17 protein-coding genes are annotated in these 22,288 nt (G+C 69.0%); 4 read left to right on the top strand and 13 right to left on the bottom strand.

Translation table 11 applies throughout. From position 1 onward, the window contains the following. Positions 1 to 74: 74 nt before the first annotated feature. Positions 75 to 9,098: a beta strand repeat-containing protein gene (locus LYSCAS_RS04575; RefSeq protein WP_213436129.1), complete on the bottom strand. Its 9,024-nt coding sequence runs from the start codon at positions 9,096 to 9,098 to the stop codon at positions 75 to 77. Positions 9,099 to 9,316: 218 nt separating this feature from the next. Here LYSCAS_RS04575 and coq7 point away from each other — a divergent pair, with 218 nt between their 5' ends. Next, entirely contained in the window at positions 9,317 to 9,952 is a 636-nt protein-coding gene (coq7, locus tag LYSCAS_RS04580; protein WP_213436131.1) for a 2-polyprenyl-3-methyl-6-methoxy-1,4-benzoquinone monooxygenase, read from the top strand. A gap of 77 nt (positions 9,953 to 10,029) precedes the next feature. On the opposite strand, the gene speD is transcribed toward coq7, so the two are convergent. Continuing rightward, entirely contained in the window at positions 10,030 to 10,821 is a 792-nt protein-coding gene (speD, locus tag LYSCAS_RS04585) for an adenosylmethionine decarboxylase (RefSeq protein WP_213436133.1), read from the bottom strand. Positions 10,822 to 10,983: 162 nt separating this feature from the next. On the opposite strand from speD, the gene crp reads away from it, so the two are divergent. Beyond that, positions 10,984 to 11,676: a cAMP-activated global transcriptional regulator CRP gene (gene crp / locus LYSCAS_RS04590; protein ID WP_213436141.1), complete on the top strand. Its 693-nt coding sequence runs from the start codon at positions 10,984 to 10,986 to the stop codon at positions 11,674 to 11,676. Position 11,677: 1 nt separating this feature from the next. Beyond that, a complete protein-coding gene (locus LYSCAS_RS04595) occupies positions 11,678 to 12,136 on the top strand; it encodes a GNAT family N-acetyltransferase (RefSeq protein WP_213436143.1) in 459 nt (152 codons plus the stop codon). Here the strand turns inward: LYSCAS_RS04595 and LYSCAS_RS04600 are convergent. Genes LYSCAS_RS04600 through LYSCAS_RS04625 form a run of 6 tightly spaced genes read right to left on the bottom strand, consistent with a single transcriptional unit; the run spans position 12,125 to position 16,678 of the window. Beyond that, positions 12,125 to 12,850, bottom strand: a complete 726-nt coding sequence (locus LYSCAS_RS04600) for a haloacid dehalogenase-like hydrolase (protein WP_213436145.1) — start codon at positions 12,848 to 12,850, stop codon at positions 12,125 to 12,127. The two genes, LYSCAS_RS04595 and LYSCAS_RS04600, sit on opposite strands and share 12 nt — an antisense overlap. Then, the gene (gene trpC / locus LYSCAS_RS04605) at positions 12,847 to 13,635 is read right to left on the bottom strand and encodes an indole-3-glycerol phosphate synthase TrpC (RefSeq protein WP_213436147.1); all 789 of its coding nucleotides are present in this window, start codon (positions 13,633 to 13,635) and stop codon (positions 12,847 to 12,849) included. The genes LYSCAS_RS04600 and trpC overlap by 4 nt, the downstream gene beginning before the upstream one ends. A 14-nt stretch (positions 13,636 to 13,649) precedes the next feature. Further along, complete coding sequence (locus LYSCAS_RS04610) at positions 13,650 to 14,000, bottom strand: antibiotic biosynthesis monooxygenase family protein (protein WP_213436149.1); 351 nt, start codon at positions 13,998 to 14,000, stop codon at positions 13,650 to 13,652. After that, the gene (gene trpD / locus LYSCAS_RS04615; RefSeq protein WP_213436151.1) at positions 13,997 to 15,037 is read right to left on the bottom strand and encodes an anthranilate phosphoribosyltransferase; all 1,041 of its coding nucleotides are present in this window, start codon (positions 15,035 to 15,037) and stop codon (positions 13,997 to 13,999) included. The genes LYSCAS_RS04610 and trpD overlap by 4 nt, the downstream gene beginning before the upstream one ends. 5 nt (positions 15,038 to 15,042) lie before the next feature. Then, positions 15,043 to 15,621 carry an anthranilate synthase component II gene (locus LYSCAS_RS04620; protein WP_213436153.1) on the bottom strand — a complete coding sequence of 193 codons (579 nt, stop codon included), beginning with the start codon at positions 15,619 to 15,621 and terminating at the stop codon, positions 15,043 to 15,045. A gap of 58 nt (positions 15,622 to 15,679) precedes the next feature. Next, the gene (locus LYSCAS_RS04625) at positions 15,680 to 16,678 is read right to left on the bottom strand and encodes an LLM class flavin-dependent oxidoreductase (protein WP_213436155.1); all 999 of its coding nucleotides are present in this window, start codon (positions 16,676 to 16,678) and stop codon (positions 15,680 to 15,682) included. A gap of 125 nt (positions 16,679 to 16,803) precedes the next feature. Here LYSCAS_RS04625 and LYSCAS_RS04630 point away from each other — a divergent pair, with 125 nt between their 5' ends. Next, complete coding sequence (locus LYSCAS_RS04630; protein ID WP_213436157.1) at positions 16,804 to 18,132, top strand: choice-of-anchor Q domain-containing protein; 1,329 nt, start codon at positions 16,804 to 16,806, stop codon at positions 18,130 to 18,132. 6 nt (positions 18,133 to 18,138) lie between these two features. On the opposite strand, the gene LYSCAS_RS04635 is transcribed toward LYSCAS_RS04630, so the two are convergent. The 5 genes from LYSCAS_RS04635 to trpE form a co-directional block, all read right to left on the bottom strand. Then, positions 18,139 to 18,801, bottom strand: a complete 663-nt coding sequence (locus tag LYSCAS_RS04635; protein WP_213436159.1) for an SDR family oxidoreductase — start codon at positions 18,799 to 18,801, stop codon at positions 18,139 to 18,141. A 25-nt stretch (positions 18,802 to 18,826) separates the two neighbouring features. Next, the gene (locus tag LYSCAS_RS04640) at positions 18,827 to 19,408 is read right to left on the bottom strand and encodes a response regulator (protein ID WP_213436161.1); all 582 of its coding nucleotides are present in this window, start codon (positions 19,406 to 19,408) and stop codon (positions 18,827 to 18,829) included. A gap of 103 nt (positions 19,409 to 19,511) precedes the next feature. Continuing rightward, entirely contained in the window at positions 19,512 to 20,243 is a 732-nt protein-coding gene (locus LYSCAS_RS04645) for an oxygen-binding di-iron domain-containing protein (RefSeq protein WP_213436162.1), read from the bottom strand. Between the two features lie 95 nt (positions 20,244 to 20,338). Continuing rightward, positions 20,339 to 20,728 carry a VOC family protein gene (locus LYSCAS_RS04650; RefSeq protein WP_213436164.1) on the bottom strand — a complete coding sequence of 130 codons (390 nt, stop codon included), beginning with the start codon at positions 20,726 to 20,728 and terminating at the stop codon, positions 20,339 to 20,341. Further along, positions 20,728 to 22,218 (bottom strand): anthranilate synthase component I, encoded by a 1,491-nt coding sequence (trpE, locus tag LYSCAS_RS04655; RefSeq protein WP_213436166.1) that lies wholly within the window; start codon positions 22,216 to 22,218, stop codon positions 20,728 to 20,730. Before trpE ends, LYSCAS_RS04650 begins: the two co-directional genes overlap by 1 nt. Positions 22,219 to 22,288 lie beyond the last annotated feature (70 nt).

The following is a 22,288-nucleotide window of genomic DNA, read 5'->3' on the forward strand; positions in this document are numbered from 1 at the left end:
TCGTTACGAATGTCCCGGCTGAACGCGCCCCCGGATGCGACGGGGCCCGGCGGAATCCGCCGGGCCCGCGTGCCTTACCAGGTGTAGCGCAGGCCGACCTGGCCGCCGAGGATGCTGTCGAACGCGCCGCCGTCGGTCCAGTTCAGGCCGCCGAAGATGTCGAGGTTGCCCATCTTCACGTTGGCGCCGACTTCCAGCATGCCGCTGGTGCCTTGCGTCGAGGTGTGGCCGGTGAACGTGTCGGCGATGGTGAAGCCCTGCTCGCCCTTGAACTCGCGGATCACGCTCAGCGCGCCGTACGGGGTCCAGTTCGCGCCGGAGGCCGTGGTGAACGACTGCTCCAGCTCCAGGCCCGCGCGACCACGCGAGGACGTGCCGCCGTGGATCTCGAAGCTCGCCAGGTCGCCGTGCAGGATGTCGACGTTGGAGACTTCCGAACGCGTGTACTGCACCTGCGGCACGAGCTTCAGGCCGCTGGCCGAAGTCCACACGTTCCAGCCCGCTTCGACGTTGAACGCACCCACGTCGCCGCCGCTTTCCTGCTTGCCGCCGGCCGAGGTGAGGTCCGCGTCGAAATGCATCCAGCGGTACGACACGTCGGCGTAGAACCCGTTCGGCGAGAGGTACGTCATGTACAGGCCGGCGGTGTCGCCCTTGAGCTTGTCGGAACCGAAGCCGTTGTCGAGCGACTGCTTGCCTTCGCTCTTGCCCAGCGTGGCGCCGATGAAGAAGCCATCGGTCACGTAGGCGTTGACGCCCGCTTCCACGCCGCTGTTGGTCTGTTCGAAACCGAACTGGCCGTTCTGCGGCATGTTGTCCAGCGTGAACTGCGGCGTGATCGTGCCCTTGTCGTGGAAGACGCGGACCCACGCGCCGGTGTCGCTGTCGCCCATGCGCGAGAACACACCCATGCGCTGGCGGAACGTGCCGACCTGCGTGGTCATCAGGCTCTGCGCGCCGGTGGCGATGTCGCCGGCGAGCGAACCGGTGTCGTTCACGCCGTCCATCGCGACCGTGATGTTGAACAGGTCGGCGGTGGCGTTGGCGGTGTTGATGCGCTCGGTGACGCCGACCTTCAGGTTGACGAAGTTGTTGGCGTTGAGCAGCACGCGGTCGATGGAGAAGGTACCGGCCGTGAACTCGCCGGCCTTCGATTCGCCCGTGACCGAGACCACCGGGATCGACAGGCCCGCCACCGTCTTCGGCAGGTCGAGCACGCGCACGTTGAGCGCCTGCTTCGTGCCGTCGGACACGTTGCCTTCGATGTACAGCATGTCGCTGGTCCGGTTGAGCAGGCTGACGTCGACGTTCAGCGCACCCTGGCCGGCGAAGTCGCCGTAGATGGTGAGCGTGTCGTCCGGCGCGCCGTCCAGGAAGCTGATCGTGCCGTTGTTGGTGAAGGCGATCGGGTTGAGCACCGAGACCGGCGCCGCGGCGATGGCGTGCAGGTTGCTCTGCATCAGCGGCGCGGCGGACAGGCCCGTGCCGAGGTCGATGCTGCTGTCGCCGTTGACCGAGACCAGGCCCGCGTTGGTGAACACGTTGCCCGCGCCGGAATTGCCGCCCAGCGAGATCGCCGCGTTGTTCATCACGATGGTGCCGCCGGCCGCGTTGACGATGCGATCGTCGCCGCCGCCGAAGTCGGTGCCGTGGCCGCGCACGATCCAGGTGCCGTGGTTCTGGTTGGTCAGCACGTCGTTGCCGTCGCCGAGCACCAGCGCGCCGTTGAGCATGCCGGCGTTGCGGATGTCCTCGACGCCGTCGCCGCCGGCGATCGCCACGCTGTTCTCGACGCTGGAGGTCGCGACGATCGTGCCGGTGTTGGTGACCACCGACGTGCCGTCGGCGTACAGGCCCATGGCGATCGCGTAGCCGGCGTCGATCGCGTTGATCGTGCCGGTGTTGTTCACCGTGACGTCGCCCGCCGACTGCGCGACCAGGCCGACCGTGTTGCCGGTGTGGCCGGTCGCCGTGATCGTGCCGCTGTTGGTGACCGTGCCGTCGCCGTACTTCGCGCCGACCAGCGCACCGACGGCCGCACCGGAGGTGCTGGTGGCGGTGATCGTGGCGGTGTTGGCGAGCGAGACGTCGCCGCCGAGCACGAACGCGCCGATGGCCTGGCTGTCGTGGCCGGTCGCGGTCGCCGACAGGGTGGCGCCGTTGTTGACCGACGCCGTGGCGCCGAAGACCAGCGCACCGGCGGCGAAGGCGTCATCGCCGGTGGCGGTGGCGCGGACCACGTTGGTGTTGTGGAAGGACGAGGCGTCCGAATCGACCTGCACGCCGAACGCGCTGGCGATGCCCGTGGCCGTCACCGTGCCCGTCGTGTTGACCGAGGCGCTGGTGTTGCCCGAGGCGCGGATGCCGATCGCCTGGTCGGCGGCGGCGATCGTCGTGCCGCCGACGTTGACGTTGGCGATGTCGCCGTCCGCACCGACGCCGAGCGCGTACTGGGTCGCGGTCGCGTGGATCGTGCCGTTGCCGGAGACCGACACCGTGCCGTACGCGCCAGCCTGGATGCCGAACGCGGCGTCGTGGCCGAGCGCGTCGATCGTGCCGGCGTTGGCCACCGTGGTCGCGTCGCCGTAGGCGTTCACGCCCGTGGCGTTGCCGTTGGTGCTGCGCGCGTTGAGCGAACCGCCGTTGGTCACCGCGGTCGTGGCGTATTCGCCGTAGGCCGAGATGCCGAACGCGTTGCCGTCGACGGCCGAGGCGATGACGTGGCCGGTGTTGCCGATCGCCATCGACGTCAGGCCGTAGGCGTAGATGCCCGAGGCCTGGCCGTTGCCGGTGGAGGTCGCGGTGATGTCGCCGCCGTTGGCGATGGTGATCGCGTCGGCGTCGACTTCCATGCCCGCCGCCCATTGCGTCGCCGTGGCGACGATCGCGTGGGTGTTGGTGATCGAGACCGCGCCGCCGCGGGAGAAGATGCCGTCGGCGAAGCTGTCGTCGGAGGTCGCGGTGATGTCGCCGCTGTTGCGGACCGTCACCGAGGCGCCGTCCAGGCCTTCCGCGCCGATGCCCATCGCGTAGCCGTAGGCGCCGGCCGCGATGCTGCCGCGGTTGTCGACGAGCACGGTGCCGTAACCGTAGGCCGCGACACCCTTCGCATCGCCGTACGGGCTGGTCGCATCGACGTGGCCGGTGTTGGTGATCGCGAGCGCGTCGTTGGCGAAGCCCTCGATGCCCATCGCCATGCTGTAGGTGCTGTCGAACGCCTGGGCCGAGACGTCGCCGGCGTTGGCGATCGCAACGGTGTCGCCGCGCGTGTCGATGCCCGCGGCGAAGTGCAGGCCGGTGGCTTCGACCGAGCCGCCGAGCGCGTTGGTGACGTTGACCTTCTCGCCTTCGGCGAACACGCCTTCGGCCCACGAAGAACCGGAGCCGGCGTGGATCTGGCCGCTGTTGGTGACGGCCGTCAGGTCGCCGCCGGCGCCATCCAGGTCGCGCGCCATCACGCCGATCGCGTAGCCGTAGTTGCCGAACACGGTGACGTCGTTCGCGTTGGTGACCGTGGTGTTGCCGTACGCCGACGCGTCGATGCCGACCGCGCGATCGTAGGCGTTGACCGAGACGCTGCCGTGGTTGGTGACGATCGCATCGCCGACCGAGGCGTACGCCAGCAGGCCGGTGGCCGCCAGGCTGTTGCCCGACTGGAGCTGCGTGACCTGGACCGAGCCATCGTTGAGGACATCGGCCTGCGTGCTGCCATGCGCGGCGAGGCCCACGGCGCCGGACACGCCGGACACGGTGAGGTTGCCGCCGTTGGAGGCCGAAGCGGAGTCGCCGCTGGCGGCGCCGCCCACGGCAACGCTGTAGCTGTTGGTCACCGTCAGGTCGTGGACGTTGCTGACCGAAGCGTTGCCGTCATCCGACTGCGCGCCCAGGCCGATGGCGAAGTCGCCGTTGACCGTCACCTTCACCGTGCCGGTGTTCACGACGCTGGCATCGCCCTCGTACGAACCGGCCACCAGGCCCGCGCCGTAGACGCCGGCGAGGACGTTGACGGTGCCGCTGTTGGTGATCGAAGCGTTGCCGAACGCGGCGTAGGCGTTCGCGCCCATCGCGACTTCGGTGGTGCTGTCGATGTTGTACTTCGGGAAGGTGAACGTGCCGCCGGCGCTGATCGTGCCGGCGTTGTCGATCGACACGTCGCCGTAGGACGACGCGGCGTAGACGCCGGTGACCCTGCGGTTGAAGGCATCGGTCACCTGGATCGTGCCGTCGCTCGTGTTGGACACGGCCACGTCGCCGTCGTAGGCGTGCGCGAGGATGCCGGTGGCGTCGTAGCCGCCCGCACCCGTGACGATGCCGCCGTTGGTGACCGACACCGCGCCGGTGGCGTCGGCCAGCAGGCCGACGACGCTGGTGTTGCTGTACTTGCCGGCGCTCGTGTTCACGATGCCGGTGGTGTTGATCGTGGCCGACGTGTCGCCGAAGACCTGGATGCCGACCGAGCGCGCGCCGGTGCCGTTCACCGCCACGCCGCCGGCGTTGTCCACGCCCGCCACGTCGCCGTCGGCGAGGATGCCGGTCGTGAAGGTGCCGCTGCCGTTGCCGCTCGCAGTGACCTGGCTGGTGGCCGAAGCGTTGACCTGCACGACGCCGTACCCCAGCGCCATGATGCCGGTGGCGTTGCCGTCGCCGGTGCTGGCGCGGACCACTCCGGCGTTGGTCACCGTGTTGGAGATCGTGCCCCAGCTGTAGCTGCCGATGGCCATACCCTGGTAGACCGAGGCCGAAACGTCGCCACCCGCCAGGTTCTGCACGACGGCCGTGTCGCCGTAGACGTCCATGCCGAGCGCGTTGCCGTTGTTGGCGTGCGCGTAGATGGTGCCGTCGTTGACGCCGCGCGCGAAACCGACCGCGTAGGCGTACAGGCCGATCGCCGTGCTGCCGTCGGCGCTGGCGCGCGCGTCGATGTCGCCGTGGTTGATCAGGATCGAATGCGTGTTGCCCAGGCCCACCATACCGGTGGCGGCGAGGGTGCCCTGCACGTCGAGCGTGCCGCTGTTCGTCGAATCCACGTCGGTGCCGGCGGCGAGCACGCCGTAGGCGGCGCCGTCGTACGCGCGGACGATCACGTCGCCGCCGTTGGTCGTGATGGCGTGGTCACCGATGCCGTTGCCGGCGATGGCGAATTCGCCGTACGCGTTGCCGTGCTCCGCGGTGGCCCACATGTCGCTGTTGTTGCGCACCGTGGCGTCGTCGTTGGCGCGTGCGAACAGGCCGAAGGCGTTGCCGTCGTACACGTACGCATCGACCGAACCGCCGCTGCTGAGGATCGACACCGCGTCGCCGCGGCCTTCGATGCCCGCAGACCAGTAATCGCCCTTCGCCACGATGTCGCCGGTGTTGGTGACGTCGACGTTGGTCGCGTTGGCGTAGATGCCGTCGCCGACCGCCGCGCTGGAGATCGAGGAAATCGTGCCGGTGTTGGTCACCGTCGCATCGAAGGCGGCCAGCGCCTGGATGCCGTACGACAGGCCGAGCGCCGAAGCGCTCAGCGAGCCGTCGTTGACGATCGTGACGTCGCCGTAGTTCGAATACGCGGCCGCCGCGATCGCGTTGGTGTAGCCGCGCGCGTCGACCTTGCCGTCGATCGTGTTGGTGAGCGTGGCGCCGTAGTAGCCGCCCGACAGCACGCCGTAGGCGCGGCTGTAGTACGACTGCACGTCGACGTCGCCGTTGTTGGTGGCATCGGCCACGCCGTAGTCGGCGCGCGACCACATGCCGTAGGCGCCGCCGTTGGAGCGCACGATGATGGTGTCGTCGTTGGACGTCGTCGCGGTGCCGAACAGCGAACGCGCGATCTCGCCGCGTGCGCGCGTGCCGCCGCCGGCGAACAGCGTGCCGTCGTTGGTGATGCTGGCATCGCCGAAGAGCGTCAGCGCTTCCATGCCGACCGAGGCACCGGCCGCCGACGACACGAGCAGGCCGGCGTTGGAGGTGGTGGCGAGGTTGTTGTACGAGTACGCCAGCGCGCCGAACGAATTGCCGGCATTGGCGAAGGCATAGATGACGCCGCTGTTGTCGACGCTGGCATGGCTGAACAAGCCGGTCGCATAGGCGCCGTACGCGTTGTCGCCCTGCGCCACGATGAGCCCGGTGCCGGTGTTGTCGACCGTGGCGATGCCGGTGTTGCCCTGCACGACCGCACCGAACGCGGTGCCGCCGCGCGAGACCGCGTTGACGATCACGCGGCCGTCGTTGGTGAAGGAGCCTTCGACGTCCGCCGACAGCGCGAGCGCGCCGTAGGCCGCCGAACCACCGGTCACGTTGAGCGTGCCGTACTGCGTGTTGTGGATGATCGCGCCGCTGTCGCCGGCGGCCACCAGGCCCTGCGCGACGCCCGCATACGGCGCGTTGATGTTGACGCTGCCGTTGTTGGTGACGACGCCCGTGCCCTGGAAGGCGCGGCTGACCGCTTCGATGCCGCTCACGGACGCCGTGCCGCTGGCGTTCACCGTGCCGTCGTTCGTCGCCGTCGCCGCCTGCCCTTCGTTCGAGCTGCGCACGCTGATGCCGGTGGCGAACGAACCGTCCACCTGCACCGTGCCGCCGACGTTGTTGGTCGCCGTGGCGGCGTACGCCGCGCGGATGTCGATGCCGGTGGCGTAGGCGCCGGTCGCGCCGATGAAGGCGCTGTTGTTGACGGCGACGTCGCCGCCCGCGGCGAGCACGCCGACCGCGAAGCCGTCGCCGACGCGCGCATTCGCGGAAATGTTGCCGCCGTCGTTGTCGACGGTGACGAAGCCGCCGGCGGCATAGATGCCGGCGCCGGTGGCGTAGCCGTCGGCATGGACGATGCCGGTGTTGGTGACGTTCACCGCGCCGCCGACGGCGAGCACGCCGAGCGCATCGGTGTATTCCGAGCGCGCATCGATGCCGTTGTCGTTGGTGACCGTGATCGCGCCCGCACCGTTGGCGAACGCACCGTAGGCCACGCCGAAGGCGTCGACGTCCACGTTGCCGGTGTTGGCGATCGCGACGTTGCCGCCGCTGGACGTGGCGTACAGGCCATACGCGCGGAAGTAACCGGTGGCGGTGACGTCGCGGCTGTTGGTGATGCCGGCGCCGTACGCGCCTTCGCTGTCCAGGCCGAACGCGACCAGGCCCGAGGAGGAGACGCTGCCGCTGTTGGTGATGTCGGTGTACGCACCGACGGCGAGAACGCCCTCGGAGATGAAGCTGTTCGACGTCGCGGCGATGTCGCCGTCGTTCTTGACGCTGGCGTTGTAGCCGCCAACGAACGCGCCGATCGCCGCGCCGTCGGCGGAAGCGCCGACGCTGCCGCCGTTGTGGATCGAGGCATCGCCGTTGACCGACAGCGCGTACATGCCGTACGCGCTGTTCACGCCGCCGGCGTTGATCGTGCCGGTGTTCTCGGCGTGCGCGGTGCCGGTGCCGTAGGAGATCGCGTACAGGCCCTTGGCGTTGTCGCCGGAAACCTTCAGCGTGCCGAGGTTGGTGGCATTCGCGTCACCGGCCACGGAGATCGCCTGCAGGCCCAGCGCATCGCCGTACGCCGAGGTGACGGCGAGCGAGCCGTCGCTGAACGTCGTGGCGTTGCCGCCGCCGTAGGCGAGCAGGCCGAAGGCGTTGGCATCGATGCTGTCGACCGTGATCGTGCCGGTGTTGCTCGCCATCGCGGTGCCGTTGGCGCCCGCGTAGAGGCCCATCGCGGCAAAGCTGCCGTCGACGTCGAGCGTGCCGCCGTTGGTCGCGTTGGCGGACCTGGCGCCTTCGGCATCGATGCCGATGGCGACGTACCCGCCGGAGACCGTCAAGGTCCCGCCGTCGGCGTTGGTGCCGCTGGCCGTGTCGCCGAGGACCTGCATGCCGATCGCGTTGCCGAACAGGGCGGTCGCGCTGACGTTGCCCGTGTTGTTCGCGGTGGCGTTGCCGCCCGCCGTGGCCTGCATGCCGAGCGCGTAACCGAGCGAGGTGACCTGGACGGTGGCGGAGTCGCCGTTCGACGCCATTGCGTTGCCATACGCGGCATCGGCGTCGAGGCCGATCGCGCTGTAGCCGCCGGACACGGTCATCGCACCGTTGTTCATCGCGCGGGCGTCCGTGCCGTAGAACGACGTGGCGCCGACGCCGGTGCCGTAATCCCCGCCGGAGACGGACATCGTGCCGTTGTTGGCGCCCAGCGCCGTGCCGTACACCGAAGTCGACGTCACGCCGATCGCGGTGCCGCTGTTGTTGGCGTCGGCGACGAGCAGGCCGTTGTTGCCGACATCGCTGGTGCCGGAGACGGCATAACCGAACAAGCCGGCCGCGATGCCGTAGGCGCCCGTCGCATGGGCCCCGATGCTGCCGCCGTCGTTGCTGATCGTCGCGTCGGTACCGGCGGACACGTACACGCCCATCGCCTGGCCGTAGGCGCCGGTCGCGGTCGCGCTGATGTCGCCCGTCTGCAGCACGTAACCCTGCGCGGCGACTTCCATTTCCACGCCAGCGGCCCACGTGTAGCCGGTGATGTCCATCGTCCAATCGGCGTCGAGCTCGTCGATGCCGCCGAGCGAGACGAACCAGCCATCGGCGAGGCCCGTGTTCGACGTCACGGTTATGTTGTTGCCGTGCGGAGAGACGTACCAGTTGCCCGGGAAATTGCCCGGGTTGCTGTAGCTGAAGAACACCTGGTCGTCGAGGCCGCCGCTGCCGCCGCCCGGGCCGGGCGCGACGAACGACTGCACGTTGGCGATATCGAAGACGCGATCGAACGCATCGCCGCCGCCCGGGCCCACCGGGCCGGCGTACTGGAGATCCGTGTCGGACAGCGCGGCCGTCAGGCCGAGGTCGCCACCCACCACGCTCGCGGGAAGATCGGCGTCGCGCACCAGCGTCAGGTCGACCACCGGCACCGACGGCGCGAAGGCCGCGTGCTGCGAGAGGTCGGCATGCTGCGCGGCGAAGGCCGGCGCTTGCGTGGTGTGGACGGGGGCGCTCGCCAGGGCCAGGCCGGTGCCGGAGAAGGCCAGCGCGGCGGTGGAGACGGTCAGGACGCTGCGGATGGCGCGCGTGACGGGCGAAACGGAATAACGACGTGCGACGACGGCACCCTTGCGGGCACGGTTACGTTCGATCTTCAAGTTGTTCCCCTGATGTGTTTTACGAATCCGCGACGTCGCCCACACATCGGCGCACGACGGATCCAACCCCTGTGACCCAGGTCCCAAATGAGACCCCGGCCCGCGGAGTCTAAGCGTGAACTCCCTCACAAAGGAATAGGGAGGCCGTTCAGGAACGCGCCCCGACATGTCCCCAGCCTGAACGGGTTCAGCCACCGGTCGCGGCTAGACTGCCGCCCATGCGCCAACTCAACCCCCTCGACCAGCTGCTCGCCGATGCGCAGAACGCGCTGGGCACCGTCTTCGGCCGCCCGGACGCGGTCCGCGCCAACCCCGCCGGCGACCGCGCCGACGTGGTCCTGGACGACGAAGAACGCCGGCACGCCGCCGGCCTGATGCGGATCAACCACGTCGGGGAGGTCTGCGCGCAGGCCCTCTACGTCGGCCAGGCCGCCGTCGCCCGCGACCCCGTGACCCGCGCCGCCCTGCTCGCCGCCGCCGCCGAGGAAACCGACCACCTCGCCTGGTGCGCCGACCGCCTCGGCGAACTCGACGCGCGCCCGAGCCTGCTCAACCCGGTCTGGTATGCGGGCAGCTACGCGATCGGCCTGCTCGCCGGGCTCCGGGGCGACGGCTGGAACCTGGGCTTCGTGGTGGAAACCGAGCGCCAGGTCGAAGCCCACCTGCACGAGCACCTCGAACAACTGCCCGCCGCCGACCTGCGCAGCCGCGCCATCCTGGAAACGATGAAGGCCGACGAGGCCCGCCATGCGGACCACGCCGAGGCGCAGGGCGCGCGATTGCTGCCGCAGCCAGTGCCTGCGGTGATGGCGATGGCGTCGAACCTGATGAAGGCCATTGCCTACCGGATCTAGGGCTGGCGTGACCCCACCCAAAAAAAGAAACCCGCCGATGGCGGGTTTCTTTTTTGACCTCCGCGGAGGGGAGGTGCTTACTCCACCAGGTTCCGGCCGTGGTAGAGCTCTTCGATCTCGCGCTTCAACCGCGCTTCGATCTTCATGCGTTCCTTGAAGGACAAATTCTTCGCCTTCTCCTCGAACAGGTAGTTGTCGAGGTCGAACTCCTTCAGATGCATTTTCGTGTGGAAGATGTTTTCCTGGTAGACGTTGACGTCGAGCATCTCGTAGCGCGACTTCACGTTCTTGGCCAGGTAGTCCTGGATCGAGTTGATCTTGTGGTCGATGTAGTGCTTGCGGCCCTTGATGTCGCGGGTGAAGCCGCGCACGCGGTAGTCCATCACCACGATGTCCGATTCCAGGCTTTCGATCAGGTAGTTCAGGGCCTTCAGCGGCGAAATCACGCCGCACGTGGCCACGTCGATGTCGGCGCGGAACGTGGCGATGCCGTTGTCCGGATGCGTTTCCGGATACGTGTGGACCGTGATGTGCGACTTGTCCATGTGCGCGACCACCGCCTCGGAGATCACGCCCTTGGCGAGCGCCTTCTCCACCACCGGCTGTTCGCTGATCAGGATCGTCACCGACGCGCCCTGCGGGTCGTAGTCCTGGCGCGCCACGTTGAGGATGTTGGCGCCGATGATCTCCGCCACGTCCGTCAGGATCTGCGTGAGGCGGTCGGCGTTGTATTCCTCGTCGATGTACTCGATGTAGCGTCCGCGCTGCTCTTCCGACACCGCGTAGCAGACGTCGTAGATGTTGAAGGACAGCGCCTTGGTCAGGTTGTTGAAACCCTGGAGCTTCAGGCGCGGCAGCGGCTTGACCATCGGTCGGGACCTCGAAGGGTGCGCGGCGAAGGGGGGCCGGCGAGGGGCGCGATTATGCGGCATGCGGCCCCCGCGGGGCATCGCGTCACGTGCACGCACTATTCCGCTGGCTCGGCTTTGGGGCTACGCTCCGGCGATCCCCCGAACAAAGCCCAAGTGCCCATGAGCCCCAACCTGCCTGCGCACGCCACGCCGCTCCGCCGCGCGATCAGCCCGCTCGCGCCGGATGCCGCCACGCTCGAACGCTTCCTGGCGCAGTGCCACCGCCGCCGCTACCCCACCCGCACCGACGTGTTCCGCCCGGGCGACCCGGCCGGCACGCTGTACTACGTGGTCAACGGCTCCACCAGCATCATCACGGAAGAGGACGACGGCCGGGAGCTCGTGCTCGGCTATCTCGGCACCGGCGAGTTCGTCGGCGAGATGGGCCTGTTCATCGAAACCGAGCGGCGCGAAGTCGCGCTGCGCACGCGCACCCCGTGCGAACTGGCCGAGATCAGCTACGAGCGCCTCTACCAGCTGCTGCTCGGCCCCCTGATGCAGGACGCCCCGCGCATCCTCTACATGATCGGCTCGCAGCTCTCCCGCCGCCTGCTCGACACCAGCCGCAAGGCCGGCCGCCTGGCCTTCCTCGACGTCACCGACCGCATCGTGCGCACGCTGCACGACCTGGCCCGCGAGCCCGAGTCGATGAGCCACCCGCAGGGCACGCAGTTGCGCGTCTCGCGCCAGGAGCTCGCGCGCCTGGTCGGCTGCTCCCGCGAGATGGCCGGCCGCGTGCTGAAGAAGCTGGAAACCGAGGGCAAGCTGCACGCCCGCGGCAAGACCGTCGTGCTCTACGGGACGCGCGGCTGAGATGGGCGGCGCCGACGCCTCCGGCGCCACGATCCGCGTGCGCGGCGTCGAAGCCACCGACGCCGCGGCGGTCGGCACCCTGCTGGATGTCCTCGGGTATCCGTGCACGGAGGCCGAAGCCGTCGGGCGCATCGCGCACTACCGCACCGACGACCGCCAGTTCCTGCTGCTCGCCGAACGCGACGGCACGCCCTGCGGCCTGGCCGCGGTGAAGCTCAACTACTCGCTCACGCGCGGCGCCGACGTCGCGCGCATCACCGCGCTCGTGGTCTCGCCGGATTGCCACGGCGAAGGCATCGGCCGCCGCCTGCTGCGCGAAGTGGAATCGCGTGCGCGCAAGGCGGGCGCGGTGCGCCTTGAAATCACCAGCAACCCCTCGCGTACCGGTGCGCACGCCTTCTACCACGCGTGCGGCTACGCCGATGGATCGCGGCACTTCGTGAAGCTGCTAGGCGACTGACGCCTTCGGCGCGTCGCCCCCGCGGCTCGCGCACCCCCAGTTGAGGATCGGCGTCCCGGGCGGCAGCGCGGCGCGGAAAGCATCGATGCGACCGGGCTTCGGGTTCACCACCACCGGGCGCTTCGCCGCCTGCAGCAACGGCAAATCCGCCCAGCTGTCCGTATACGCCACTGCGATCGGGCCATAACCGGCGTCGCGCACCATGCGCATCTTGTTCGCGTGGTGGCAGTGTTCGCGCGTCACGAGGCCGCCGAGGAACGGGCGCGACAGGCTCCCGATCACGGGCAAATCCTGGTGCGCGACGAAATCGAGGATGGCGCGCGCGAGTTCCGGCGGCGCGCCCGTGGCGACCAGCACGCGATCGCCGGCGTCGCGGTGCTTCTGCAGCACGGCGAGCGCGACGGGTAACAGGCGGCGCCGGATGTTGGGCGCATCGTGCGACACGTAGTCGTCGATCAGCGCATCCAGGTCGTTGCGCGCGTGCAGGCCGAGCGTGCCGATCCAGAGGAACCCGGAGATCCCGTAGCGCCGCGTGGGCAGGAACGCCACCAGCGGCAGCAACACCGGCAAGGCCAGCAACGCCGCGATGCGCCGCGGCCAGCTCCGCTTGAGCAGCCACAGCACCAGGTGTCCGCCGGAATCGCCGTCGTAGAGCGTGTGGTCGAAGTCGAACACCACCAGCGGCGCGCCCGGCATCGGCGTCATCGCGCTCATGCGAACAGCTCGCGCAGCGCGGTGCCCGGATCGCGCGCGCGCATGAAGGCTTCGCCGACCAGGAACGAATGCACGCCGTGGTCGCGCATGCGCGCCACATCGTCGCGCGTCGCGATGCCGCTCTCGGTGACGAGGATGCGGTCGGCCGGCACGGCGTCGCGCATGGCGATGGTCGTGTCGAGGCTGACGTCGAACGTGCGCAGGTTGCGGTTGTTGATGCCCAGCATCGGCGCGGGCACCTGCAGCGCGCGTTCGAGTTCGTCGATGTCGTGCACCTCCACCAGCACGTCCATGTCCAGTTCCAGCGCGAGCACGGTGAGGTCGGCCAGGCGCACGTCGTCGAGCGCGGCGACGATCAGCAGGATGCAGTCGGCGCCAAGCGCGCGCGCCTCGTACACCTGGTAGGCATCGATGGTGAAATCCTTGCGCAGCACCGGCAGCGAACACGCCGCGCGCGCTTGCTGCAGGTACGCATCGCTGCCCTGGAAATGGTCGACGTCGGTAAGCACGGACAGGCACGCCGCGCCGCCGGCTTCGTAACTGCGCGCGATCGCGGCGGGATCGAAGTCCGCGCGGATCAGGCCCTTCGACGGGCTGGCCTTCTTCACTTCGGCGATCACCGCCGGCAGGTCGAGCGCGCGCTTCGCCCGCAACGCCTTGACGAACCCGCGCGGCGGCGGTTGCGCGAGCGCCGCCTCACGCACCGCGTCGAGCGAGCGCAGGGCGCGGCGCTCGGCGACTTCTTCCGCCTTGCGTTCGAGGATGGTCTGCAGCACGTCGCGCATCGAATTGTGTCCTTTCACGCCACGGGCCGGGGGATCGGCTTGCCATACGCGCGCTCGACTTTCGCCACGCGCAGTTCGAAATGGTCGTACCAGTGCTTGCGGCCGTGCGCGCGGATGGCGGCGTGCTCGGCGTGGTGCTTCCACGCCAGGATGGCCGCTTCGCTGGCCCAGTAGCTCACGGTGATGCCGAAGCCGTCGGCGCCGCGCGTGCTTTCCGCGCCGAGGTAGCCGGGCTGCTGCGCGGCGAGTTCGAGCATGCGGTCGGCGGCGGCGCCGTAACCGGCGTCGTCTTCGGCGTTGCGTTGCGAGGAAAAGATCACCGCGTAGTACGGCGGCTCCGGGAGTTTCGCGAACGACGTGTTCATGCGGGCTTGCCTGCGAGCGCACGCGTGGCGGCGAGGAATTCGTCGAGCTTCGCGCGCGCCGCACCGGAGCGGATGGCCTTGCGCGCGAGCGTGATGCCTTCGGCGATCGACGGCGCGACGCCCGCGACGTACAAGGCCGCGCCCGCGTTCAGCACGACGATCTCGCACGGCAGGCCCGGCGTGCCGTCGAGCGCGGCGAGCAGCAAGGTGCGCGATTCGTTCGCATCCACCACGCGCAGGTTGCGCGAGGCGGCCATCGCGATGCCGAAGTCTTCCGGGTGCACGTCGTACTCGCGCACCACGCCGTCGCGCAGTTCGCCGACCAGCGAGCCGGCGCCGAGCGACAACTCGTCCATGCCGTCGCGGCCCCACACCACCAGCGCGCGTTGCACGCCGAGTTCCTGCAGCACGCGCACCTGGATGCCGACGAGGTCGGGATGGAACACGCCCATCAGCACGTTCGGCGCATCGGCCGGGTTCACCAGTGGGCCGAGGATGTTGAACATCGTGCGCACGCCCATCTCGCGGCGCACCGGCGCGACCACTTTCATCGCCGGATGGTGCACGGGCGCGAACATGAAGCCGATGCCGGTGCGTTCGATGCATTCGGCGACTTGTTCTGGCTCGAGTTCGATGCTGGCACCGAGCGCTTCCAGCACGTCGGCGCTGCCCGACTTCGACGACACGCTGCGCCCGCCGTGCTTGGCCACGCGTGCGCCGGCGGCCGCGGCGACGAACATGGACGCCGTGGAAATGTTGAACGTGCTCGCGCCGTCGCCGCCCGTGCCGACGATGTCGACGAGGTGCATGCGATCGCGCACCGGCACCGGGCGCGCGAATTCGCGCATCACCGACGCCGCGCCGGCGATCTCGCCAACGGTTTCCTTCTTGACGCGCAGGCCGGTGAGGATGGCTGCGGTCATGGTGTCCGAGACTTCGCCGCGCATGATCGCGCGCATGAGATCGACCATCTCGTCGTGGAAGATCTCGCGGTGTTCGATGGTGCGCTGGAGCGCTTCCTGCGGCGTGATGGGCATGCGGGTCAGCCTTCCAGGAAATTCTTCAGCAGCGCGTGGCCGTGCTCGGTGAGGATCGATTCCGGGTGGAACTGCACGCCTTCCACCGGATGCGCCTTGTGGCGCAGGCCCATGATCTCGTCGATCGAGCCGTCATCGTTTTCGGTCCACGCCGTCACTTCGAGGCAGTCGGGCAGCGTGTCCTGCGCGACGACGAGCGAGTGGTAGCGCGTGGCCTCGTAGCCATCCGGCAAGCCGGCGAACACGCCCTTCCCCGCATGCCGGATGCGCGAGGTCTTGCCGTGCATGATCGTCTTCGCGCGCACGACGTCACCGCCGTAGGCCTGCCCGAGGCTCTGGTGCCCCAGGCACACGCCGAACACCGGGATGCGCGGACCGAGTTCGCGGATGACGTCCAGCGACACGCCCGCCTGGTCCGGCGTGCCCGGGCCGGGCGAAATCATGATTCGCTCCGGCGCCAGCGCCGCGATCTCCGCCACCGTCATCGCGTCGTTGCGCACCACGCGCACTTCCGCCCCCAACGTCTGCAGGTACTGCACGAGGTTGAAGGTGAAGCTGTCGTAGTTGTCGATCATCAACAGCACGGCGGGACCTGGGCTGCACGGCGGGCCCCACAGGATACCCGCAGCAGCCCCGCGCGCCCTACGGGGTGCGCCACGCCTCCATGGCCAGGCGGAACGAGCGCACGCGCGCAGCGTGGTCGAACACGTTGGCGGTCAGCAGCAGCTCGTCGGGCTGGTGACGTTCGACGAACGCGCGCATGCCCTCGCGCACCGTCCCGGGCGCGCCGATCACGCGGCACGCGAGCGCCGCGTCCGCGCCCGCCCGTTCCTGCGGCGTGCACAGCGCGTCCAGCGCTTCGGCGCTCGCCAGCGGCGGCGGCACCAGCCCCGGCCGTCCACGCCGCAGGTTGATGAACGCCTGCTGCTGCGTGGTGAACAGGCGCGCGGCCTCCGCGTCCGTGTCGGCGGCCACCACGTTCAACGCCAGCATCACGTGCGGCCGCGCAAGGCGCGCCGAGGGCCGGAAGTGCGCGCGGTAATGCGCGAGCGCCTGCGTGAGCGCATCGGGTGCGAAGTGCGATGCAAATGCGTACGGCAAGCCGAGCGCCGCGGCGAGGTTGGCGCCGAACAGGCTGGAGCCGAGGATCCAGGCTTCCACCGCGATGCCTGCGCCCGGCACCGCCTGCACCGCCTGGCCCGGTTGCACGGGTTCGAAGTAGCGCAGCAGTTCCACCACGTCGGCGGGGAAATCGTCCGCGCTCGCGTAATAGCGCCGCAACGCTTTCGCGGCCGGCTGGTCGGTGCCGGGTGCACGGCCCAGGCCCAGGTCGATGCGCTGCGGATACAGCGATGCGAGCGTGCCGAACTGCTCGGCCACCTGCAGCGGTGCGTGGTTGGGCAGCATGATCCCGCCCGCGCCGACGCGGATCGTCGTGGTGTGCCCGGCGACGTGGCCGATGAGGATCGACGTCGCCGCGCTGGCGATGCCGGGCATGTTGTGGTGCTCGGCCAGCCAGTAGCGCGCGTAGCCGAAACGTTCTGCATTGCGCGCGAGGTCGACCGCATTGGCGAACGCATCGGCGGGGACATGCCCCTGCGTGACGGGCGCGAGGTCGAGGACGGACAAGGGGAGGCTCATCGATACAGCGTACTCCGCCGTTTCTTCGCGCGATGTGCATGGCCTGCGACGCGCACCGTGCGCGTTGGGTCACATCACAGGGGCCCGGGCGCGCGTGCGCCCTTTGTTTTCAAGGAGAAAACTGAATGCACATCGCTTCCGCGAACTTGCGCCATCCGCGCATCGGCATGCTCGCAGCGACGCTGGCACTCGCAGGCATGGCTGCCCATCCCACGCCCGCGCGCGCCGCGAACATCCCCGTCACCAACTGCAACGACAGCGGTGGCGGCAGCCTCCGTGCGGCGGTGGCGATCGCGGCCAACGGCGACGTGATCGACATGCGCGGCCTGCGGTGCTGGCGCATCGTGCTGACCAGCGGCCACATCGCCGTGCCGCAAGCCAACCTTGCGTTCGCGGGGCCCGGTGCCGGCAAGCTGACCATCGATGGCGGACAACACTTCTCGATCTTCCGCCACACCGGCGCCGGCGGCATCGCCGTCAACGATCTCACGCTGCAGCGCGGGTTCTACCAGAGCAGCGTCGCGGCGTTCGGCGGCTGCATCCATTCCACCGGCGCGGTGCACCTGAATCGCTCGCGCGTGCGCTGGTGCGCCGTGCGCGCGACGGGATTCGCGCGGGCGTTCGGCGCCGGCATCTATGCCGTCGACCGCGTCGAGCTGGACCACAGTGGAGTGACCGGCAACACCGGCTTCGACGTCGGCGCATTCGGGCAGCCGGAGGGCGGCGGGATCTACGTGCTGGGGCGGTTGAACGCGGTCCACAGCCGCATCAGCAGCAACCACGCAAGCCGTGCCGGCGGTGCGTGGGTCGGCAACGGGCTGATGACGCGCGACACGACCATCTCCGACAACGACGGCGGCGCACTGGAAGCCAGCGGCGAGGCGGTGATCGCCACCACCACGATTTCCGGCAACAAGAACGCGTGGTGGATCGTGACCCTCGACGGCATCTTCGACGACGTCCCGCTGGCGATCCTCGAAAGCACCATCTCCGGCAACCGCAGCGTCTACGACACCGTCAACCTCTCGCGCGGGGTGCGCACCATCTTCAACTCCACCGTCGCCTACAACCGGCATGCTGGCGGATGCCTCAACTCCACCGTGTTCACCGGCAGCGGCGAGACGGAGATCGAGTCGAGCATCTTCGCGAAGAACACCTGCGCCGGCGCGCCCTACCGCGACATCGGCGGCTTCGGTGATCCGGGCGACCGCTTGATCGGTGCGCACAACCTGATCATGTCGACCAACCTGCCTGCGCCGCTCGACACGCTGACGGCGGATCCGCTGCTGGCACCGCTCACCGACAACGGCGGTCCCACGTGGACGCAGGCGCTGCGCAGCGGCAGTCCCGCGATCTCCGCGGGCGCCAATCCCGGCGGGTTCACCTACGACCAGCGGGGCCCGGGGTTCCCGCGCACGGTCGGTGCGACGGACATCGGCGCGTTCGAACGCTGACCGCGACTACCAGGGCAGCGACGTGCCGTTCGCGTGCTGGAAGGTCCCCGTCTGCGCGGGGACCAACGCATCGATCCGCGCGATCAGTTGCGTCGCTGCCTGCTCCGGCGTGACATCGCCGCTCCCGCCGACCATCTCGGTGGCGACGTAGCCCGGGTGCAGCAGCACGACGGAAATCCCGCGCGGCGCCAGGTCGACGGAGAGCGATTTCCCGATCGCGTTCAACGCGGCCTTCGACGCGCGGTAGCCGTAGTAGCCGCCCGACGTGTTGTCTTCCATCGAGCCCATGCGGCTGGTGATCAGCGCGACCTTGCCGCCGTCGGCGAGGCGATCGCGCAACGCGTGCACGACCAGCAGCGGGCCGAGCGTGTTGACTTCGATCTGGCGGCGGAACGCGTCGACCGCGAGGGTCGACAGTGAATCGCGTTCGAGGATGCCGGCGTTGAGGACGAGCAGGTCCAGGCGCACGTCACGCAACTTGGTTGCGAGTGCAGCCACGGCCGCTTCGTCGGTGACATCGATGCCGGCTTCCACGCGCGCGCCCGTTGCATCGAGGGCATCGCTCGACGTGCGGCACACCGCGATCACGTCGTCGCCGCGCGCGGTGAACTGCCGTGCCAATGCGAGGCCGATGCCGCGGTTCGCGCCGGTGATGAGGGTGGTGGCCATGGCGCGCAGCGTCCTCCCGCGATCGTCAACGCGTTGTCAGGGCGTCGCCGTCCCGGCGCGCCGGGCGCGCGGGATCGACGAGGTCTTCGAGGCTTTGTTCCAGGGCATCGAGCTGGCGCGACATGCCTTCCACCGCCTCGGGATCCACCCGGTGAAGCGCGGCGTCGCGCTGGAGGACCTGCAACACCCCTCGCGTCGCGGCGAGGGCATCACGGAACGCCTGCGCGATCACCCGCAGCGTCGGCGCGGCGCGCGGTTCGCGCGCGCCCGAAAGCCGCGAGACCAGGCCGACCAGCGCTTCGTGCTGCAAGGGCTTGGTGACATGCGCATCGAATCCCGCCTGCAGCGAGCGCGCGCGATCGTCGTCCTGCCCGTAACCGGTGATGGCGATGATCGCGGGCGCGTCGCCCTGCAGCACCCGCACGCGGCGACAGACTTCCCAGCCATCCATCCCCGGCATGCCGATATCCAGGAACAGCAGGTCAGGGCTGAGCCGCTTCGCAATGGCGAGCGCCTCCAGGCCATCGGACGCGCAATGCACCTCGAACCCCATCGACGCCAGCAGCACGGACAGCGTGAGCGTGATATCGCTGTTGTCGTCGGCCACGAGCACGCGCCGCGCACGGGGCGCAGCGCTGGCGGGGATATCGTCGGGAAGGCGCATTCGGCAACCTCTGCGGGGCGCGTGGCGCCGGTCTCGTTCGAATCGATCAGCTGGCCAGTTCGCCAGCCAGTGCGCGCAACAACGCAGCCCCATCCCCGCGCCACGCGCTGCCGTGCATGCAGGCGAGCGTCGTCGGATTGGTGCGGGCGAGTTTTTCCAGCAGCGCGCCGGCGTCGCGGCTGTGCGCGTAGTAGTCCATCACGTGGCGGAACGCTTCGCTCGGACCGAGGATGTCGGCTTCGGTGAGCGGTGTCGTGCCGGGGCCCGGTTGCGTGAACAAGTCGCCGCACAACAAGGTGCCGGTGCGCTCTTCCATCATGAACCCGCACTCCCAGCCGTGCGGGAGGTGCGGCGCGTCGAACCAGCGCATCGTGTGCGTGCCGAGCGAAATGGTTTCGCCGTCGGCGAGCGCACGCGGTGCGCGATCGGCCAGGTCGCCGATCGACACCATCGCCGCAACGGTCCCGCACAACGGCGCCGCCTGCGGTGCCGCTTCGAGCCAATGGTTGAGCGCGCCGCATTCGTCGGCTTCCACGTGCGAGAACGCGATGTGGCGCAGCCGCGTCACCGGCATCACGGTCGCGACGGCGTCGCGTACGAGCGGGAACAACTGGCGCAGCCCGGCGTGGAAGAGCAGCGGTTCGTCGTCGTCGATGAGGTACTGGTTGAACGAGAACGCCCCCGCATCACCCGGCAAGGTCACGGGCGTGTTGATGCGATAGATGCGGTCGGCGATTTCGTGGATGTTGGTGCCGGAATCGGTGTTGGTGATGGGCATGGGAGGTCCCGGGCAGGGATGACGGCAGGCGCGCGCCGCGCCTGTCCATGCATACGCGGTCGCGGCGCCGGAGCGGCCGACGCCGTCCGCAATCCTCACGCGGGCTGGATCAGGTCCCAACGATTCCCGTACAGGTCCTCGAACACCGCGACCTTGCCGTACGGTTCGACGCGCGGCTCGCCCAGGAAACGCACGCCACGGGCACGGTAGCCGTCGAAGTCGCGCTGGAAGTCGTCGGTGTGCAGGAACAGGAACACGCGGCCGCCGGTCTGGTCGCCGACACGCGTGCGCTGCGCATCGTTGGCGGCCCGTGCGAGCAACAGATGCGCGCCATCCTGTCCCGGCGCCACCACCACCCAGCGTTTGTGCTCCGCCGGCATGTCGCGATCCTCGACCAGCGTGAAGCCAAGCACGCGCGTGTAGTAATCGATCGCTTCGTCGTAATCGCGGACCACCAGCGCGACGGTGACGAGCGCCCGCCGCATCACAACCCCTTCGCCGCTTCCGCCACCGCGCGGAACAACGCGCGACCCTTGTTCATCGTCTCGTCCCATTCCTTCGCCGGATCGGAGTCGTAGACGATGCCGGCACCGGCCTGCACGTGCAGGCGGCCGTCCTGGATGACGGCGGTGCGGATGGCGATGGCGGTGTCGGCGTCGCCGTTCCAGCCGATGTAGCCCACGGCGCCGGAATACACGTTGCGCTTGACGGGTTCGAGGTCGCGGATCACTTCCAGCGCACGCACTTTCGGCGCGCCGCTCACGGTGCCGGCGGGGAACGTCGCGCGCAGGACGTCGGCGTAACTCAGTCCGTCCTGCAGCGTGCCGGTGACTTCGCTGACGATGTGCATGACGTGGCTGTAGCGTTCGATGATGAAACGCTCGCCCACTTCGACCGTGCCGGGTTGCGCGACACGACCGACGTCGTTGCGGCCGAGGTCGATCAGCATCAGATGTTCGGCGCGTTCCTTCGGATCGGCGAGCAGTTCGGCCTCGAGCGCGAGGTCTTCTTCGTGCGTCTTGCCGCGCGGCCGCGTGCCGGCGATCGGGCGCACGGTGATCTGCCCGCCCTGCTGGCGCACCAGGATCTCCGGCGACGAACCCACCACCTGCGTGCCGCCGACGTCGAGGAAATACATGTAGGGCGACGGATTCAGCGCGCGCAACGCGCGATACACGTCGACGGGCCGCGCCTGGAACGGCACGGACAAGCGCTGCGACAACACGACCTGGAAGATGTCGCCCGCGCGGATCAATTCCTTGCACTGCTCCACCGCATCGATGAAGCCTTCGCGCGTGAAGCCGGACACGAAGTGGCTTTCGTCGAGCGCGGCCGGCACCAGCGTTTCCGGATAACCGGCGCCGGCGTGGCGCAGGCGATGCGCCAATGCATCGAGGCGACGCTGCGCGCGCGCCCATGCCTGCGGTTCGCGCGGGTCGGCGTGCACGATCAGGTACAGGCGGCCTTTGAGGTTATCGAAGACCGCCACCTCTTCGCTCAACATCAGCAGGATGTCGGGCGTGCCGAGTTCATCGGGCTTGCCGGAACTCGCGGCAAGCTTCGGTTCGATGTACTGCACGCACTCGAACCCGAACCAGCCGACGAGCCCGCCGGTGAACCCGGGCAGCCCTTCGACGACGGGCACGCGATGCTCCGACCGCAGGCGTTCGACTTCCGCGAAGGGATCCTCGACCTCGCGGATCTCCGCGAGCTCCCCGTGCTCGGTGACGTACAACGTGCGCCCCGCGAACGCATACACGCGCCGCGCGGGCAAGCCGATGATCGAGTAGCGGCCGAAGCGTTCGCCGCCTTCCACCGATTCGAACAGGTAGGTATGCGGCCCGTCGGCGAGCTTGAGGTACACCGACAGCGGCGTGTCGAGGTCGGACAACACCTCGCGCACCACGGGGATGCGGGTGTACCCGGCTTCGGCATAGGCCTGGAATTGTTCGAGGGTGATCGTGTCGTGCGGCATGGGGCCAGTGTGCTGCGCTGCGGCAGCGATTGTCACGCAGGCGTCACCGTTGCCCCGGAAAATCGAAGGC

Source organism: Noviluteimonas caseinilytica, assembly GCF_018406605.1.
GTDB classification, from domain to species: Bacteria; Pseudomonadota; Gammaproteobacteria; order Xanthomonadales; family Xanthomonadaceae; genus Noviluteimonas; species Noviluteimonas caseinilytica.